The 16,654-nt window shown below is 70.6% G+C and carries 11 protein-coding genes and 3 CRISPR repeat arrays (1 of these 14 cut by a window edge); of the genes, 3 read left to right on the forward strand and 8 right to left on the reverse strand.

Features of this window, described 5'->3' with window-relative positions; all coding sequences use genetic code 11:
• Window positions 1-206: 206 nt before the first annotated feature.
• Complete coding sequence (locus ACFWBF_RS22570) at window positions 207-905, reverse strand: hypothetical protein (RefSeq protein ID WP_385604700.1); 699 nt, start codon at window positions 903-905, stop codon at window positions 207-209.
• A gap of 814 nt (window positions 906-1,719) precedes the next feature.
• A complete protein-coding gene (locus ACFWBF_RS22575) occupies window positions 1,720-2,496 on the reverse strand; it encodes an alpha/beta fold hydrolase (protein ID WP_385604703.1) in 777 nt (258 codons plus the stop codon).
• Window positions 2,497-2,630: 134 nt separating this feature from the next.
• Here ACFWBF_RS22575 and ACFWBF_RS22580 point away from each other — a divergent pair, with 134 nt between their 5' ends.
• Entirely contained in the window at window positions 2,631-3,155 is a 525-nt protein-coding gene (locus ACFWBF_RS22580; RefSeq protein WP_385604706.1) for a PadR family transcriptional regulator, read from the forward strand.
• A 120-nt stretch (window positions 3,156-3,275) separates the two neighbouring features.
• Here the strand turns inward: ACFWBF_RS22580 and ACFWBF_RS22585 are convergent, their stop codons facing one another.
• A complete protein-coding gene (locus ACFWBF_RS22585) occupies window positions 3,276-4,886 on the reverse strand; it encodes a TROVE domain-containing protein (RefSeq protein ID WP_385604709.1) in 1,611 nt (536 codons plus the stop codon).
• Between the two features lie 400 nt (window positions 4,887-5,286).
• A complete protein-coding gene (locus tag ACFWBF_RS22590) occupies window positions 5,287-9,510 on the reverse strand; it encodes a S8 family serine peptidase (RefSeq protein WP_385604712.1) in 4,224 nt (1,407 codons plus the stop codon).
• Window positions 9,511-9,601: 91 nt separating this feature from the next.
• Between ACFWBF_RS22590 and ACFWBF_RS22595 the strand changes: the two genes are divergently transcribed.
• The gene (locus ACFWBF_RS22595) at window positions 9,602-10,555 is read left to right on the forward strand and encodes a hypothetical protein (protein WP_385604715.1); all 954 of its coding nucleotides are present in this window, start codon (window positions 9,602-9,604) and stop codon (window positions 10,553-10,555) included.
• Between the two features lie 64 nt (window positions 10,556-10,619).
• On the opposite strand, the gene sigJ is transcribed toward ACFWBF_RS22595, so the two are convergent.
• Window positions 10,620-11,633 carry an RNA polymerase sigma factor SigJ gene (gene sigJ, locus ACFWBF_RS22600; protein WP_385604718.1) on the reverse strand — a complete coding sequence of 338 codons (1,014 nt, stop codon included), beginning with the start codon at window positions 11,631-11,633 and terminating at the stop codon, window positions 10,620-10,622.
• 170 nt (window positions 11,634-11,803) lie between these two features.
• Here sigJ and ACFWBF_RS22605 point away from each other — a divergent pair, with 170 nt between their 5' ends.
• The gene (locus tag ACFWBF_RS22605; protein WP_385604721.1) at window positions 11,804-12,208 is read left to right on the forward strand and encodes a hypothetical protein; all 405 of its coding nucleotides are present in this window, start codon (window positions 11,804-11,806) and stop codon (window positions 12,206-12,208) included.
• A gap of 199 nt (window positions 12,209-12,407) precedes the next feature.
• A CRISPR array of direct repeats spans window positions 12,408-12,924; the repeat unit is 29 nt; unit sequence GGGTTCATCCCCGCGGGCGCGGGGAGCAG.
• Window positions 12,925-13,037: 113 nt separating this feature from the next.
• Here the strand turns inward: ACFWBF_RS22605 and ACFWBF_RS22610 are convergent.
• From ACFWBF_RS22610 to ACFWBF_RS22620, 3 genes are all read right to left on the reverse strand, one after another.
• On the reverse strand, window positions 13,038-13,433 hold the full coding sequence (locus tag ACFWBF_RS22610) for an Imm50 family immunity protein (protein ID WP_385604724.1): 396 nt from the start codon (window positions 13,431-13,433) through the stop codon (window positions 13,038-13,040).
• Window positions 13,426-13,893 carry an Imm50 family immunity protein gene (locus ACFWBF_RS22615; protein ID WP_385604727.1) on the reverse strand — a complete coding sequence of 156 codons (468 nt, stop codon included), beginning with the start codon at window positions 13,891-13,893 and terminating at the stop codon, window positions 13,426-13,428. Before ACFWBF_RS22615 ends, ACFWBF_RS22610 begins: the two co-directional genes overlap by 8 nt.
• Window positions 13,894-14,567: 674 nt before the next feature.
• Window positions 14,568-15,084: a CRISPR direct-repeat array (repeat unit 29 nt; unit sequence GGGTTCATCCCCGCGGGCGCGGGGAGCAG).
• 218 nt (window positions 15,085-15,302) lie between these two features.
• Window positions 15,303-16,247, reverse strand: coding sequence for a MerR family transcriptional regulator (locus ACFWBF_RS22620; protein ID WP_385604730.1), 945 nt, complete (start codon window positions 16,245-16,247; stop codon window positions 15,303-15,305).
• Window positions 16,248-16,609: 362 nt separating this feature from the next.
• A CRISPR array of direct repeats spans window positions 16,610-16,654; the repeat unit is 28 nt; it runs 470 nt beyond the window's last position.

Below are 16,654 nucleotides of genomic sequence, written 5' to 3' on the forward strand. Positions count from 1 at the left end.
CCAGCCACACCAAGATCATCTCACCTGTGACCAGCAGTTACGGGACAAGCCTTAGGCGGGCGGGTTGCGGTTTTCGAGCAGTACGTTCACTTCCAGCGGTTCTGGCTCACTTTCCGGATGCTGTTGGCGATCTTCATGAGTGTCGGACTTGAGTCCTACCCGTAGGAGGTCTCAGGGGTGCGGGCTGTATGGGGCGAGGCGGCGCCTCAGAGCTGAACACCTGTTTGAGGCGTCTGGCCAGAAATCGCTTCGCGGGCCCGGGCCGCCATTGTTGCCGTCAGTGTTTGAAGGACTTCGAGTGACGTGCCGCCCGCACCCTCGTCTCGCAGAAAGACAGTGACGGCTACCGTGCCTACCCTGACGACCGAGGTTGCCCCTGTCGCAGCCGTACCGGCAGAACCGTCGTCATTGTTCATCCTCCATGCGACGGCAATGACCTCATCGCCGCCCACGTCCGGCAAGGAAAGTGGGTCCAGACCGCTGCCGCGGTCCACCTGTTGCTTGGCCAGTGCCTTGTATCCCACGGTTGCCGCATCAATTGTGGGATAGGAGCGGAGCTCGATCCGGACTTGGTCAACCATGGAGGCGGGCACGTACTCCGACGCCGCACTGATCGACGAGCCATCGCAACCGGGACTTTTCGCCGGGCACTGCATCGTGCCCGGGAACCCGGTCTTCACGCTCCATCCGGTCGGCAGGCTCCCCAGCCCCGGAAGTACGGGCAGGACTTGAGCCGCATCGCGCAGCACCACTCGCTCGGCTTCTGGCACGTGGCCGGAATCATGCGAATCGTCCCCGGTGACCAGTCGTACGCCGCCGTAGAGCGCCAGAACAAGCACGAGCAGCGCCAGGATGGCTATGGTGAACCGCGAGCCATTGGAATTGCGGACGTTACTGACCGTCAATGGACCTAGTGATAGTTGGCTACCACGCAGTTTGCTGGTTCCGATGACAATACTGCCACTCGGGTAATGCGGTGGGTGGGACGGGCGGGGAGGGACGAGGGCGTTCCTCAGCTTCCCGGTGAACTCGGGGTCAGCAGCAAGTTCATCTTGGAGAGTGCTGCGCAGAGCCTCTACTGCAGCCGTGTCCTCCGGGTTCTGCTCTAGCCCATTTAATGCTGTCTGACCTGGTACCGAGCCCCCAAGCCGAGACCGTACCAACTCGCCCACAGCCTGCCCGACGGCTGTACTCACACCGCTTACGGCTGCCGTCATTACCTGTACGGCGGCTAACGCCAAACTTTCAGAACTCTCCATGTCCCCCACCCCTCCCGGAACAACGATGCTCGTAGCTTCTCTTGTCCACAGGACCGGTGGGAAGACCCTCAGCCCACGCCGGGGGCCGCAGATACCGGCCTCGGTGCCGGCCCGGGGAAGCGGCGCCAGGGCAGCCGGACCAGGAGCAGCGCCCAAGCCGCCGCCGCAGGCCCTCGCCTTACACCTGACACCCTGACGCCGCGCCCCGATCACCGGCTCTACCTGGAGATCCGAGACCCCGCGCCGGCCCTCGGGCTGTCGGAGGAGGCGCTGCGGGGCCGGCGACTCGTGCTCCTGCAGACGGCGCTCCGGGAGCACGCCGCGCGGCACAACCTCAAGGCCGTGATGTCGTTCCACCAGCGGGTTGAGGAGGCCGCCACGTGCCCGTACGGGTGCCGGGTCGCAGCCGTCGGCCCGCCTCGCCGTCGCCGGAGGGGTGAGCGGTGCGGCTCCCGCTGTGTCAGGCCTCTCGTAGGGCGCGGGCGGTGGCCTGGGCGAAGGCCTCCGGGTTGTCCAGCATGATGTTGTGCTCGCAGTCCGGGATCGACACCACCTCGACTCCCGCCTCGGCGAGTTCCCGCGTGCCGGGAAGTGGTTGGTCGGCCTCCGGCCGCAGGTAGGTGCGCGGGATCGGCAGGGCCGTCAGCATGTCGCGTATGGCGGGCTCAGTGCCAAGGGCCCGGTGCGTCGCGCTGCGGTACAGCGCCTCGCGCCCGGCCAGGCGCATGGTGGCCCACCAGTGCGGCCCGACGTTCTCGCGAAGTTGGTGCCACCCGCCGGCCAGGAACTCCTCCTCGGTATGGGCGGCGATGCCGCTCACCCCGGGCTGGCCGTGCACGACGGGCACCGGGTCGAGGGTCGCGTCGACCAGGACGAGTCGGCCGACCAGGTGCGGGTGGCGGGCGGCCAGCACGATGGCCACCGCGCCGCCCATGCTGTGCCCGATGACGTCCGCCGCCTGGACCTCGGCCGCCTCCAGGGCCGCCGCCACGGCGTCGGCATGGTCCTCCAGGGTGTAGGCGAAGTCGGCGGGGCGGTCGCTGATGCCGAAGCCCAGCAGGTCGACCAGCAGCGAGCGGTGGCCGGCCAGGGCGGGGTGCGCGGCGGAGGCCGCGAAGTACGGCGCGGCGGAGGCACCGAGCCCGTGCAGGTAGACACGGGTGGCACGCCGCGGGTCTCCGGGCAGCTCCACCCAGCGGATTCGCGCCCCTTCGGGGGTCACCTGGGCGTCGCGCATGACTCCTCCTCCATCACTGGATCGCTCGGTCGTATGCCCGGTGTTGCCGGCACCCGGTAGCCCAGCCATCCGAAAGCATCGCCAAGACTATACATCGGCACCGATATATAGAGGTAGTGAGGCATGATGGCGTGGTGTTGGAACTGGCGATCCTGGGCTTCCTGTACGAGCAGCCGTTGCACGGCTACGAGCTGAAGCGGCGCGTCGCGCATCTCACCGGCCACGTCCGGCCGATCGCCGACGGCACGCTCTATCCCGCCATCAAGCGACTGGAGAAGGCCGGGCTGCTGAGCCGGCAGACCGAGCCCGGCACCCGGGCGGCACCCCGGCACGTCCTCACCCTGACCGGCATGGGCCAGGACGACCTGCGCCGACGCCTGCGTGAGGCCGACGGCGTCGAGATCAGCGACGAGAACCACTGGTTCACCGTCCTGGCCTTCCTGCGCCACCTGGAGGCCCCCGACCAGCAGGCCGCAGTGCTCCGCCGCCGCCTGACCTTCCTCCAGGAGCCGAGCAGCTTCTTCTACGAGGGCGAACGCCCGCTCGGTGCCGAGGAGTTCGACGACCCCTTCCGTCAGGGCTTGCTGGCCATCGCCCGCGCCACCAGCCGCACCGAGCTGCACTGGTTGGACACCACCCTGAAGGCCCTGAGGCCCTGAGGCCCTGAAGGCCCCAGTCGGACCTCGCCGGCGCGCATGTCGAAGGGTGCTGCCCCGCCCGTGTTGTCCACCGCACGCCCTGGCCTGCTCGAGCACTCGCGGGGGTCCACCCGGAGCTCGCTACGCCGGGCCGGCAGTCCATGGCCAGGCGGCCTGGCGACCGGCCTCTATGAGGCCGATCAACCGGAACGCCGTGTCCGTGAGGCCGCCGAAGGTGTGCCGGTGCGGCCCCGCGGGGCCGTGCGCGGGCTGATACCCCGCCAGGTTCCAGGTGTAGACCGGGATCTCGGCCGGAACCGGTTCGGCCGGCCCGCGGCGGCGGCCGTGAGGCGCGGGCGCGGCCTGCTCGTCGGTGACGATCAGGACCCGGTCGTGCTCCCGGTAGTGGGCGCGTACGGCCTTCGTGGTCTCGGTGCCTCCGAGACTGTGGAACCGTTTCAGCACCTCGAGCACCGGCTCCCCCGCCTCGAAACGCACCTGCGCGCTGGACCAGCCGAACTCCACCAGGTCCGCCTGCTCGGCGCGCATCGCCAACGCGGCACCGAACACGGCCGCCGCATCCGCCCGCTTCAGCTTGGACCGCTCCGAGACGTTGTCCCAGAACATGGAGTCGGAGCGGTCCACCAGGATCAGCGTCCGGCCGGGCAGGATCGGTACGTTGGCCAGGGAGTGACCCAGCGCCCGTTCCAGCGGGTCTGCCCAGCGCGGCGACGGCGCGTGCCGGTGGGCGGCCAGGTAGCGGAAGGGGAACTGCCGGGACCGCGCGACCTCGGCGGCGTCCGCGATCCGTGCGGCGACCTGGGCGGCCACCTCGTCCGAAACCCCTGCCTCGTCGAAGTTCCGCAGGTTCCGCAGGAGCGCCATGGACCCCATCGAGGGGATCACGGCCTCCCAGACGGCCGCGTCCATCGGTCCGTGGAGCCAGCCCGCCAGGGCCTCCCAGGTCATACCCGCCGCGGCCAGCCGCTCGGCGCCGCCCGGCCCGGTCACCAGGGCCCGCCGCTCGTCCGGCGGCACCTCCGTAAGAGCCCGGTGCGCGGTCAACAGCCGGTCGGACGCCGGCGCGACCGCCTGCTCCGGGTGGTGGCGGCGGTCCAGGGCGTGCCGGAAGAGCGCGCCCTGCCAGGGCTTTTCCGGGTCGGGGGAAGCGTGCACCAGGTTGAGCACGTCACCGAAGCGGAAGTCCTTGGACGCGGTGTCGTACTTCAGCAGGGAACGGGAGGAGTACAGCCGGCGTACGGCGTCGGCGATGCCCCGCTTCACGGGCATCGGCACGCTGCGCCCGTACACCGAGGTCCAGTAGGCGAGCATCTCTCCCGGCTCGTCGGCGCGCTGGAGCACCGAGTCGATCACGGACCGGTTGGACGGGCCCCCGGACGACCCCGCCTCGAGCCGGGCCCGAACGTACGCGGCGGCCCCCACCAGGGACGCCGTACGCATGTTGCCCTCGCTGCGGAGCCAGCGCAGCAGGCCGGCCGTCCATACGGGGTCCTCGACGGCGAGTTCACCCACGAGGCGGGCGTACCGGTCGTCGCGCTCGCGGCCGCTCTCGTAAAAGGTCTGCTGGGAGACGAAATTGCCGACGGCCAGCAGGAAGAGCTCCTCCCGCGGCTCCCGTACGAAGGCCGGGCCGCCTTCGTACGTACGGAAAGGCCGTCCGGCGGGCCAGTGGTGGACCTCCGGTGCGAGCGGCGTTCGGGCGGCCTCGGAGACGTGCGGGGCCACGAGCATCTCAGACCAGACCTTGGAGACGCGCTGGGTGTAACGAGGCAGTGAATCCCCCCGGATCCAAAGGAACGGACGCCCCGGACGCAGGGTCTGATGGGGCGAAGACGGACCGCGCCTGCCGAGATCAAAAGGGGCGGCGGCGTCACTTGGTCGTCAGAAGGAAGTAGCCGCAGCCGGGCGCATCGGAGGCGCGGTCGCAACGCCAACCTATGCGGCCGAGCGAACCGCACACCAGCGATTAAACGTCGGGCCTGCTCCGGGACATCGGCGGAGCGGTCGGGCTATTCCCGCGGGCGCCGGCACGGCTCGCACAGGTCGTCCCACTTTCCGCGGGCCACGAACGGCGGCCGTGGCCGGCGGGAGAATCTCCCGCCGGCCACGCGCACGAGCGCCGACCGGGCCGTCAGCGGCGCAGCTTCAGGCGGTATACCCCGCCGTCGACCGCGCCGACGTAGAGCGTGCGGCCGTCGGGGGCCGCGGTCAGCTTGGTGGTGTCGGTGTTTTGCAGACCGCTCGAGATGTTCTCCCACGTGAGGCCGTTGTCGGTGCTGCGCAGTACGCCCCGGCCGCCCTGGACGAGTCCGGACGCGGTCGAGCCGGCGGTGGCCGCGTAGAGCGCTCCGCCGACCCGCAGCAGGTCCGAGACGTGGACCGCGAGCGGGCCGGTGTCGGCGGTGCGGAAGGTCTTGCCGTCATCGGTGCTGACCCGGACGGACGAACCGCCGACGACCAGGCGTCGGCCGTCCATCACGATCGCGGAGACGGGGCCCTCGGCGACCTTGGTCTTGGTGACGCCGCCGTCGTCCGAGCGGTAGAGGCCCGAGGCGTTGCCCAGCCAGAGGCGCCGCGGGTCGCGCGGGTCACCGGCCATGGCGTCGAAGGACCTCTCATGGAAGAGGTTCTTCCATGTCCTGCCGCCGTCGGAAGTCGCGAACAGCCCATCGCCCAAGATGCTCCTGAAGCTGATCGCCACCCGGTCCGGGTCGGCCGGGTGGACCAGGATCGAGGTCGGTATCTCCGACGACGTGCCCTTCACCTGCCAGGTCCGGCCGGCGTCACCGCTGCGGGAGACCTCGAAGAGGCCGGTCGCGGTGCGCCGGACCTGCCACACCACCTTGGTGTCCTTGGGCGAGACGGCGATGTGCGAGGTGAGACGACCGGTCCTGCCCTCTGCCCCGGACTGGCCCCACTCGGGGCCGGCGACGGGGATCGCGGTGCGGTAGGTGCCGCTCACCGTTCCGGCGAGCAGCTGGTCGCCGCTGGCCGCGAGGGCGAAGGTGGTCAGGCCCTGGACGCCGATCCGCCGGTAACCGGTGCCGTCGGCCGAGCCGCGGTACAGGCCGTCCTGTTCGCTGGACACGGTCACCGAGCCGTCGGCCCAGCGGTCGTAGTCCATCGCGATGGCGGCCTTCGAGGGGGCGGGCACGGGCTTCCAGGTCTTGCCGTGGTCGCGGCTCACCTGCCCGGTGCCGAACAGGGCGCGCAGGTACAGGTCGCCGCCGGAGGCGGACAGCCCGTTGCCGCCCTCCGCCAGGGGCAGCAGGGTGGACCAGGTGCGCCCCTTGTCGTAGGAGCCGCGGACGCCCGTACCGGGGACGTAGGCCGCCACCACGGTGGAGTCGGCCGCCATGCCGCGGATGGTGCTCACCGGCTCGTCGAGGACGAGGTGCGCCGTCCCGGGGTCGCCCTTGCCGACGCCGTCGATCCGCCAGACGCTGTCGAAGGTCGCCAGGTACAGGGTGTCGCCGACGAGGGTGGCGTCGCGGACGGCGCCGGTCACGCCGGTGGGGTACGTCGCCCAGCTGTCGCCCGCGTCCGTGCTGACCAGCAGCGTGCCGCCAACCATCGCGGCGAGGGTACGGGTCTGCTCGTCCGCGACGAACTCGTCGATGTGCGCGTCGGGCACGTCGAGCTTGCGCCAGGTGCGGCCGTTGTCGTCGGTGCGCAGGATCGTGCCCCGGCGGGTGGGGTCGGCGGCCGTGTTCACGGCGTACCACCAGCGATCGGGGCGGCGGGCGTCGACCACGACCGCTCCGGTGCCGTTGCCGTCGGCGATCGGCAGCCTGCCCACCTGGCGCCAGTTGGCGCCGCCGTCGGTGGTCAGCCAGGGGGCGGCCTTTCGGAACTGGGTCACGACGGCTTGCTTCGGCCGGGCGGGCGAGAGCGCGACGTGGCCGGCCTCGCTGTTCGGGCCGATGGGCTCCCAGCGGTCGCCGCGGCTGCCGACGGGGGTGACCTCGAAGGCGCCCGTTCCGGTGATCCGCCGGCCGTCGGTGGTCGTGGCCCGCACGGCCAGCTGGTAGGCGCCGGCCGCCTTCCCGGTCACGTCGGCCTGGTAGTAGCCGGCGCCGTTCATGGTGGTGGGCAGCGTGAAGGCCTTGCCGTGCGGCGGGGTGACAGTGATCTCCGGCGGCGCGTTCAGGGCGGCCGGGGCGGCGACGTGCACGGTGGAGCGGCCGTCGCTCGGGTCGGGGGACGCCTGGACGACCAGGTGCCGGGCGACGAGCAGGTACGGCACTTGGAGGGCCGGGCCGCGCTCGGGGGTGGCCGTGATCCGGCCGCTGATCTCCGTGTCGGTGGCCGGGCGGTCGGCGCGCAGGGTGACGGTGACGGTCGTGGACCCCCCGGCGGGGACGGTGGCCCGCGACGGGGACACGGTGGTGGGTCCGGTACTGCTGAGGGTGACGGTCAGCGGTTCCTTGCCGGGGTTGGCCAGGCGTACCTTCGCGGTGGCGCCGACGGTCCTGTCCGCCAGGTCGGCGAGGCCGAACGACACGGCCGTCGGGGAGGCGCTGAGGGTGGCCGAGGCCGCGGCGGCCACGTCGAGCCGTCCGTTGCCCTGGGCGGTGGGGCCGGTGCCGGCGAGCTGCTTCGCGGTACCGACCAGTGCGGACCTGATCCCGTCGGGGTCCTGGTCCGGGCGCAGTTGGCGCAGCAGGGCGGCGGCTCCGGCGACGTGCGGGCTCGCCATCGAGGTGCCCGACATGCGGTAGACGCCGGGTTCGTACATCGAGGTGGGGATCGTGGAGCGGATTTCCACGCCGGGTGCGACCAGGTCGGGCTTGAGGCCGAAGCCGGTGCCGGGTCCGCGCGACGAGAACGAGGCGATCTCGTCGGTGGAGTCGGTGCCGCGCAGGGTGACGGACACCTTGCCGGCGGCCAGTTGACGGCTCAGCTGGGCGTACTGGGTCGTGTCGATGCCCATGACGACCAGGCGGTCCATGCGCAACGAGTCGCCGGAGGCGGCGGTCCGGGTGAGGTCGGGGCGGGCGGGGGTCGCCGGGGCCTCGACCGTTCCCGGGGTGGCGGCGAGCACGGGTCCGGCGTTTTCCGGGAGCCCGCCGAGCACGGCGAGTGCGCCGCGCTTCTCGGCCTCGCGTGCCCAGTCGATGTCGCTCCCGCTCAGGACCTCCGTACTGGGCGGGACGAGAATGTCGGCCCGCAGGATCTTGCCCCGTACGTCACCGACCCGGTTCCAGTCCTCGGCGGTGCCCGCCCCGACGTCCACGAGCGGCGCGGTGACCGGCTCCCGGGGCGGGTTCGCGGACAGGATGCCCCGGTACGTCTGGATCAGTTCGGGCTCCTTGCCCGCCAGGTACGCGCTGGGCATCCGCATCCCGCTGGTGGAGGCGCCGACCGCGATGACGCCGTCGGCCGACGCCGGAGAGTTGACGGTGCCGCTGCCGGGCCCGTCGTTGCCCGCCGCCGCGACGACGACCACTCCGGCCCGCACGGCGGCGGTCGCCGCGCGGCCCAGCGGGTCGGTGCCGTCACCGGGGCCGCCGAGGCTCATGTTGATGACGTCGGCCGGGTGGGGGCCCGCCGGGTCGGCCGCCGCCTCGATGCCGGCGATGATGTCGGAGGTGTAGCCGCTGCCGTCGGCGCCAACGACCTTGTAGGCCAGCAGGCTCGCGTCGGGCGCCATGCCGGTGACGCCTCCCTTCTTGGCCGCCTTGCCCGCGATGATGCCCGCGACGTGGGTGCCGTGACCGTTGTCGTCCATCGGGTCGTCGTCGCCATTGGCGAAGTCGAAGCCGCCGACGACCTTGTGGCCCTTGCCGAAGCCGCCGCCCAGGTCGGGGTGGCCGTAGTCCACGCCGCTGTCCAGGACCGCCACGACGGTGCCCTTGCCGGTGGCCTTCACCCCGGCCGGGTCCTCGCGCTTCCAGACCTCGGGCGCGCCGGTCAGCGGCACGCTGGTGTCCGTGCGCAGCTGTATCCGGGTGTCGGGCCGGACGGCGGTGACGCCCGCGAGCGCGGCCAGCCGCGCCGTCTCGGATGCGGGCACCGTCATCGCCACGGCGTTGACGAGCAGGCCGAGTTTGCGGGGTGAGGCGGGGTGCAGTCCGGCTTTCCGCACCGTCCCGACGAAGGCGTCCTGCCGTGCCGCCAGGGTCCGCCGGGCCTCGCCGACGGCGGAAGCGGTGCCGGCGGCCAGGGATGTGAGCGCGCCGCCGGGGGCGGCTGCGACGGCGGCGTCCCCGGACAGTTCGACGATGACCCGCTGGTTCGGGTCGGGTGACTTCGCGGTCGCGGTGCCGGGTATCGCGGTGAGCGTCCCGGCAAGCGCGACGGTGGTGACCGTGACGGCCACCAGGCGTCGGATTCTTCGTGGGTTCTTGGCCATGGGGAGAAGTCCTAGCGCCGAAGTCACTCTCCGTACAACAGATCCTGGCGGCCCATTGCTGCCGCTGGCACAAGTGGGCCAGTATCCGCATATGACGAACGAGCTCACCGCCGCAGGCATCGATCCGTTCGACGAGAGCGTCTACCGGGCCGTGTTGACCCGGCGTACGGCGTTCCCGACCGAGCTCGCCGCCGACCTCGGCTGCTCCCCTCTCCGTGCCGCCAGGGCGCTGGACCGGCTGCACGACCACGGCCTGGTCGGGCGGCTCGCGGGCGTCCGCCGCCGGTACGCGGCGATCGAGCCGGGGGCGGCGGTCGAGTCCCTGGTACGGACCCGGGCCGCGGAGTTGGACCGGGTCCGTTCGGTGGCGGGCGAGCTGTCCCGCCTCTTCGCGGCGGCCCAGGACGGCACCGCCGGGGAGGATGAGGTGGAGATCGCCACCGGCCGCGAGGCGCTCGGCCGCTGGTTCGTCCGCCTCCAGCAGGAGGCGCGCGAGGACGTCATGACACTGGACCGGCCGCCGTACGCACTGACCACCTCCAACCCGGTGGAGAGCACGGCGCTGGGGCGCGGCGTGCGCTACCGCGCGGTCTACGCCCCCGAGGCGCTGGAGTGGCCGGGGGTGCTCGAGGACATCCGCGGACTCGTGCGCCGTGGCGAGCAGGCCCGGGTGATGCCGGGCTTGCGGATCAAACTGGCCATCGCGGACCGCCGGCTGGCGCTGATGCCGCTCTCCCTGGACCTCGACGGCGTGCGCGCTGCGGTCATCCGCCCCTCCACCCTGCTGGACGCCCTCACCGACTACTGGGAGCTGTGCTGGAAACAGGCCCTGCCGCTCGACGTCCCCGCCGAGGACCCGCTCGGTGAGGAGGATCGCCTGGTGCTCACCCTGCTGGTCAGCGGCCTCAAGGACGAGGCCATAGCCCGCCAGCTCGGCTGGTCGGTCCGCACCATGCGCCGGCGCATGAGCCGCCTCCACGAACTCCTGGGCGCGGTGAACCGCTTCCAGGCCGGCGTCGTCGCGGCCCGCCGCGGCTGGATCTGACCCGCCACCGGGCACGAGCCCACTACGTACAGGTCGCGTCAGTACTGCAGCAGTCCGGCGTCGCTCAGCCCTGCCCGGTCTCGGTCTCGTTCCCGGTCTCGTTCCCGGTCTCGGTCTCGGTCTCGGTCTCGGTCTCGGTCTCGGCCCACGGACGGAGTTTCTCCGGGTTGCGGACCGCCCAGATGCGAGCGATGCGGCCGCCACTCAGGCTGAACGCCGCCACGGTCACCGTGACGCCGGCGTGCTGGGCGACCAGGCCGGGCCGGCCGTTGACCGTCCGTTCCAGGAGTTTCAGCCCAGGGGCTTTGTCGGCGATGTGGATCAGGTACTGGGCGATGCGCTCGCTGCCCTCGACCGGGCGCAGGACGGTGCCGACCAGGCCGCCGCCATCGGCGGTCATCGTGGCGTCGGAGTCGAGGAGGCCGACGAGGGCATCGATGTCCCTGGCCTCCCACGCTTCCTTGAAGTGCCGCACCAGACCGGCCTGACCGGCCGTCGGACGCACCGGGGCCTGCGCTGCGCGGACGCGTCGACGGGCCGAGGAGGCCAGTTGCCGGCAGGCCGCGGGCGTCCGGCCTACGATCTCGGCGACTTCGGCGAAGGGGTAGCGGAAGACGTCGTGCAGGATGAACGCCACGCGTTCGGCCGGCGTCATCGACTCCAGTACGACGAGGAAGGCCATGTTCACCGACTCGTCCAGGGTGACCCGGTCGACGGGGTCGGCCGACTCGGCCCTGCCGCCGCCCGCCCGCCCGCTGAACCACTCCGTACGGTCGGGCAGCGGCTCGGGTATCCATGCGCCGACGTAGCGCTCGCGCCGGGCCCGCGCCGAACCGAGCATGTCCAGGCAGATGCGGCTGGCCACCGTCGTCAGCCAGGCGCCGGGCGACTCGATGGCCTCCTGCTGTTGCCGCGACATCGCGTACCAGCGGGTGTAGGCCTCCTGCACGGCGTCCTCGGCCTCGGCCAGCGAACCGAGCAGCCGGTACGCGAGATTGATCAGCTGGCGCCGCTCGCCGACGATCAGGCTCAGGCCCGGCTCGGCCGGCTCATGCCCTGGCTCGGACGGGGTGCCCATGGTCGTCGTCGCTCCTGGTGCTTCTCGTCCGCTTCCGCTGTCGACACTTCGCCGAAACACCGCACCGGACTACGAGGTCGACGCTTCGCCTCACATTTCCCGGGCCCACGTCGTCGGATCACCGAGACACTACCGACCCAGCGCCGCGAGGCAGATGAGGGGACCACGACATGGCCACACAGACGACGGCGGTACAGGGCAGACTCACCTTCCAGCAGGTCGCGATCGCCCTGCAGACCTTGGCCATCTTCTTCCAGGCAGTCACCGCCGGACTGCTGCTGTCCGCGTCCTACGGCGAGGTACTGCACAGCGTCGGCGCGCGCGTGATGTACGGGGCATCGATGGTGTACGTGCTCGCCGCGGTCCTGGCGTGGCGCCCGGGCGGCGGATCTCCCCGCCCCATCCTGTACGCGTCCGGCTTCCTCCTACTCGCCTCGGTACAGGTGGTCCTGGGCATCGCGCACATACCGTCGCTCCATGTCCCCCTGGGCATCCTGATGTTCGGCCTGAGCGTCCTGGCACTGAGCCAGGCCTTGTCCGCCCGCCCGTCAGAGCGCTCCGCCACCCGGCCGTAGCCGCAGCGCGACCACCCTCGGAGCAACGACCCCCCACCCCCACGCCGATGCGGCGCGGCGAAAGGCAAGGACGACCCGGACGAGTCCCACGACCAGCGCTACTCCGCCACTCTGGCGGCATTCCCTCCCACCCCACGCCAGGCAGCCGACCGGAAGGCCGGTCCCAACGAGGACCTGCCTTCCGACCCGGAACAACGCCCCATCCCTCACCGCGAACGGGGGGAGCAGTCCAGCCCGTACCAACGCCTGTGCTTGGTGTCGGGGTCATCCCGGCGGGCGCCGGGAGCAGTACTTCCGCCGCTCGGGCACGGGCAACTGCCGGGGTTCATCCCCGCGAGCGCGGGGAGCAGACCTTGCCAGGCTCTCCGCCTTCCTCCAGGAAGGGTTCATTCCCGCGGGCGCGGGGAGCAGCCGCCGAACCGGAGGACACCGCTCACAGGCTCGGGTTCATCCCCGCGGGCGCGGGGAGCAGTTCTCGGCTTGCTCGCCATCGGCGAGGTGCTGGGGTTCATCCCCGCGGGCGCGGGGAGCAGTGCGCGGCAGTCCACGGATCCGTGTGATCCAAGGGTTCATCCCCGCGGGCGCGGGGAGCAGCTCGCCGAGCAGGCCGAGAAGAAGCAGGGACCGGGTTCATCCCCGCGGGCGCGGGGAGCAGGGAGTCTGCTGCCAGGGAGGCCTTCGCGGCCGGGGTTCATCCCCGCGGGCGCGGGGAGCAGAGTTGCCGACCTGGGACTCTATGCGGGCGACGCCGCGTTCTCGAGTACTTTCACCGAATCCGGCAATCGAGCCATAGCTCCCGTTCCCGGCAAGGACCAATATGCCGGGGACGTTACTGCGCCCGACTGGCCAACCGCCCAACTGGAGCCTCAGCGTGGATCTCGCCTGCCTCGAAGGACACCCGCTTCCCCGAGCCGGTGAGCACGACGGACGACCCGTCGAGAGTGATGGCAGTGATGGGGCTCGTGGACCATCCGTCGACGGCAAGGTTCTCCACGTGAGTGCAGACCAGGAAGAACTCGACCGCGTTGTGTCCTTGCGCGTGCCATAGAGCAGCGGCTCCGGCCGGGACGGCGAAGGCAAAGAACCTCAAGGTGACCGACGCTTCGCGCTCGTCGATGTGGACGGAGATCAGGTCGTAGTCGGTCAGCGGCGGCGGGGGTGTGCCAAGGACCTCGCGGAGCGTCTCGGGATTGGCTACCTCGGCAGACCAGTCACGGTCAGTCATAGAACACCCTCCTGGTCGTGGGAGGCAGCACCTGGTGCAGATGCTGGTCGACTCGGCTCTCAAACCAGCGCTCAGCGGTATAGGGGTCCGCGTCGCCGGAGCGGTACGCGTTGAGATGGCTCGTCTTGAGCGCGGCGTATGCGGTGAACTCCAGCGAGAATCCTGCTCCGTGCACCGCGACACCGACCCGGCGCTCGCAGATCTGGACGAGGGAGCTGAACTGGACGTCGACCACGGTGCAGTCGGGAATACCCCGCATCCGCAGGTCCTCGCCGACAGCCATGAACTCGATCTGGGCCTCGAACCGATCGCAGCCAGCCTTGGTCCACGCCAGAGGGGCGAGGTCCGGGAAGCGCGGAAGGTCCACCCGCAGCTTCACAGCGGGGCCGTAGGGGCTCAGGTGGACCGACCTGAGGACCAGGTGTTCCAAGGGCGGCAGCTCGGTATAGAGCGCGGTCAACCGCTCGGAGTGGAGCAAGAGCTCCGGCCACGTGTCGGCTGAAATGGGTGGGCTCCTCTGCTCTGGGCACCTCGCGCCCGGCGAGGCCGGCCCGATCATCGTCCAAGGGGCGGCCGGAGACCTGGAAAGTGCTGCTGAACTGCGGTGGCAGGGCTTGTCGAAAGCCCTGCCACATCGCCGAAGACGGGCCTCGTTCCAGATGAAGAAGCGTAACGGCTACGGGTCCTCTCCTCGCGTCCGGATATGCCCGGGACGCATTCGTCATCAGCCCGTTCCGCCAGGTCGTCGCCAGCGCCAAGCGGGCCGGCCACGACCTGATGCCGGCCGAGCGGGTCGGTACGGTGCACACGACTCAGGGGAAGGAGGCGGACGTATTCGTCCTCGTCCTAGGCGCGGACCCACGGCGGCCTCACGGCCGAACCTCCTCAACGTCGCGGCAGCCGGGCCAAACGCCACCTCTTCGTGATCGGCAACCTCGAGGCATGGCGCGCCCAGCGCTACTTCACCACCCTGGCGGATTCCCTCCCGACCCACACGTGGCAGCCGCGCCGGCAGGCCGCGCCGAGCCAGGGCTAGGGCTCGGCCGCCGATCCGGGACAGCAGCGCCGCCCTGTGTCCCCGTCCTGCGAGCGCGGCGAACCGTAGGCCAGCCCCAGAGCGCAGCTCAGTTTGATGGCTCCATCCCCGCCAGCGCGGGGAGCCTCCTACCTCGTAGGCCCCGGTCCACTCGTGGCTGGGTTCATCCCCGCAGGCGCAGGGAGCAGACGCCGGTCAGCGGGCGCCGGCCCTTGCCTCGCGGTTCATCCCCGCGGGTGCGAGGCGCAGACACCGTCTCCGTCGATCTTGCCGAACTGCATGGGTTCATCCCCGCGGGCGCGGGGAGCAGATCGAAGTTGCCGAGTCCGGTCGGACGTTCATGGGTTCATCCCCGCGGGCGCGGGGAGCAGACGTCTCTCAGTGTGGCGACGACATCGGGCCCGGGTTCATCCCCGCGGGCGCGGGGAGCAGCACATCGTCATGACCTGGGACGCCGAGCAGGAGGGTTCATCCCCGCGGGCGCGGGGAGCAGAAACCCCGTGACTCAATTCCAAGATCCAGATAGGGTTCATCCCCGCGGGCGCGGGGAGCAGGACGGTCCCGAACGGGGTGATCTGGAAGCCGTGGGTTCATCCCCGCGGGCGCGGGGAGCAGACTTCCTGACCTGGGACTCTATGCGGGCGGCGCAGCGTTCTCGAGCACTTTCACTGAATCCGGCAATCCAGCTAAAGCTCTCATTCCAGGCAATGGGGCCGGCGCGGCACTGTGGAAGCGATGCCCGCAACGTCATAGCCCGTCACCCCGCCAGCCACCACTACGAACAACGGCGACACCACCTTCCGCCCGATCCGGGGCGGTGCCCACTGCAGTGACTACGCGTCACGGTCACGTCGCAGGGCCTGGATAAGCCAGGGGTACACCGGGATCAGGCTCGGTACCAGCTGCCAGCCGTTCACGATCCACACCAACCGCCAGTACCGGTCCACCCTGGGATCGTGTGCTTCTTCGAACTGCTGGGCCATCCAATCCCGGAATTCCGTGTCAGGGGTGCGCGCGAGCACCTCGGCAAAGCGGTGCACGAGGTCATCGATGACAAGGGCGCCCCTATCGCTGAGCGGGTCGATGCCCGCCTCCATGGCCTCGGCTACCTTCTGACGAGTGAACTCCGTCAGTTCCTCGCCGACCTCGCTCTCGATGTCGAGGTCGAGTGTGCGCCCGGCGGCCTGACACCTGGCCGTCCGGCGCATCCGGGCCCGGAAGTCCTCGTCGCCGACCAGCTCGGCGAGTTCCACCCATGCGGCGACCTGCTCGCTGGACGGAGCATCGGGGAGGTCGGGAGTAGCAGCGCGAACCATGGCCACCGCGGCCGGGTCGGCATCCACCGTGCCGAAGGTGCCCTCCACGAAATCGTCGATCAACCGTCGGCGTTCCTCGCCGGACAACTGCGTGAGCCTGTGCATGAGCTTGGTCTCCTCGGGATTGGACCCGCTTCTGGCCACGGCTCGCAGAACGCTCCGACGCAGTTTCAGCACCCGGATCTGGACGTCCGTGGCGTCGGCGTGCGCCTCGGCGACTTCCGCCACCGAGAGCTCGCGGTCCAACACCCGTTGAATCGTGGCCAGGTCCATGCCCAGCTCGCGCAGTGTGCGGAGGAGTTCCAGACGAAGCAGTGCGTCGAAGTCGTAGAGCCGATAGCCGGCGGAATTTCGGGTGGTCGGCGCTACGACCCCCGAACCGGAGTAGAACCGGATGGTCCTCACGGGCAAGCCCGTCCGCAGGGAAAGCTCCCCGATCGAGTACAGGGTCGTAGTGTCCATGTCCCCCACTCTGGTGTCTCCAGTCACTGGAGACTCAAGGCCATTTCCCAACTGGGCCCCGGCCGAGACGCCTCCGAGCGGCCGAAGCATGCGTTCGCGTGCTCTCCACTGACCGCCAGGACGCCGGGCACGCCCTGGGCGAGCGACGGCAGCGACATGCGTCACCGCTCCCTGGCGGCCTATGGCTACGAGCCCTTGGACTCCATCATTATGGCCAGACGCAGAGCGCTACTCGGCTTGATGGGTTCATCCCCGCCTGCGCCGGGGAGCAGCCCCGATCGAACTAACCGGCGCGGGAATCACAGAGTCATCCCGCGCACACGGGGAGCAGCAGACGTACAGGACTTCTGCCGGTGGTAGCCGGGTTCATCCCTGGGGCGTGAGAGCAGACCAGACTGGATGCAAAC

Source organism: Streptomyces sp. NPDC060028, assembly GCF_042736725.1.
Taxonomy (GTDB): Bacteria; Actinomycetota; Actinomycetes; order Streptomycetales; family Streptomycetaceae; genus Streptomyces.

Bases quoted from the DNA above. Each gene is read 5' to 3' on its own strand.
- ACFWBF_RS22605 (WP_385604721.1), top strand. From the start codon at position 11,804: ATGGCCACACAGACGACGGCGGTACAGGGCAGACTCACCTTCCAGCAG.
- ACFWBF_RS22595 (WP_385604715.1), top strand. From the start codon at position 9,602: ATGACGAACGAGCTCACCGCCGCAGGCATCGATCCGTTCGACGAGAGC.
- ACFWBF_RS22610 (WP_385604724.1), bottom strand. From the start codon at position 13,433: ATGACTGACCGTGACTGGTCTGCCGAGGTAGCCAATCCCGAGACGCTC.
- ACFWBF_RS22590 (WP_385604712.1), bottom strand. From the start codon at position 9,510: ATGGCCAAGAACCCACGAAGAATCCGACGCCTGGTGGCCGTCACGGTC.
- ACFWBF_RS22575 (WP_385604703.1), bottom strand. From the start codon at position 2,496: ATGCGCGACGCCCAGGTGACCCCCGAAGGGGCGCGAATCCGCTGGGTG.
- ACFWBF_RS22620 (WP_385604730.1), bottom strand. From the start codon at position 16,247: ATGGACACTACGACCCTGTACTCGATCGGGGAGCTTTCCCTGCGGACG.
- sigJ (WP_385604718.1), bottom strand. From the start codon at position 11,633: ATGGGCACCCCGTCCGAGCCAGGGCATGAGCCGGCCGAGCCGGGCCTG.
- ACFWBF_RS22585 (WP_385604709.1), bottom strand. From the start codon at position 4,886: ATGCTCGTGGCCCCGCACGTCTCCGAGGCCGCCCGAACGCCGCTCGCA.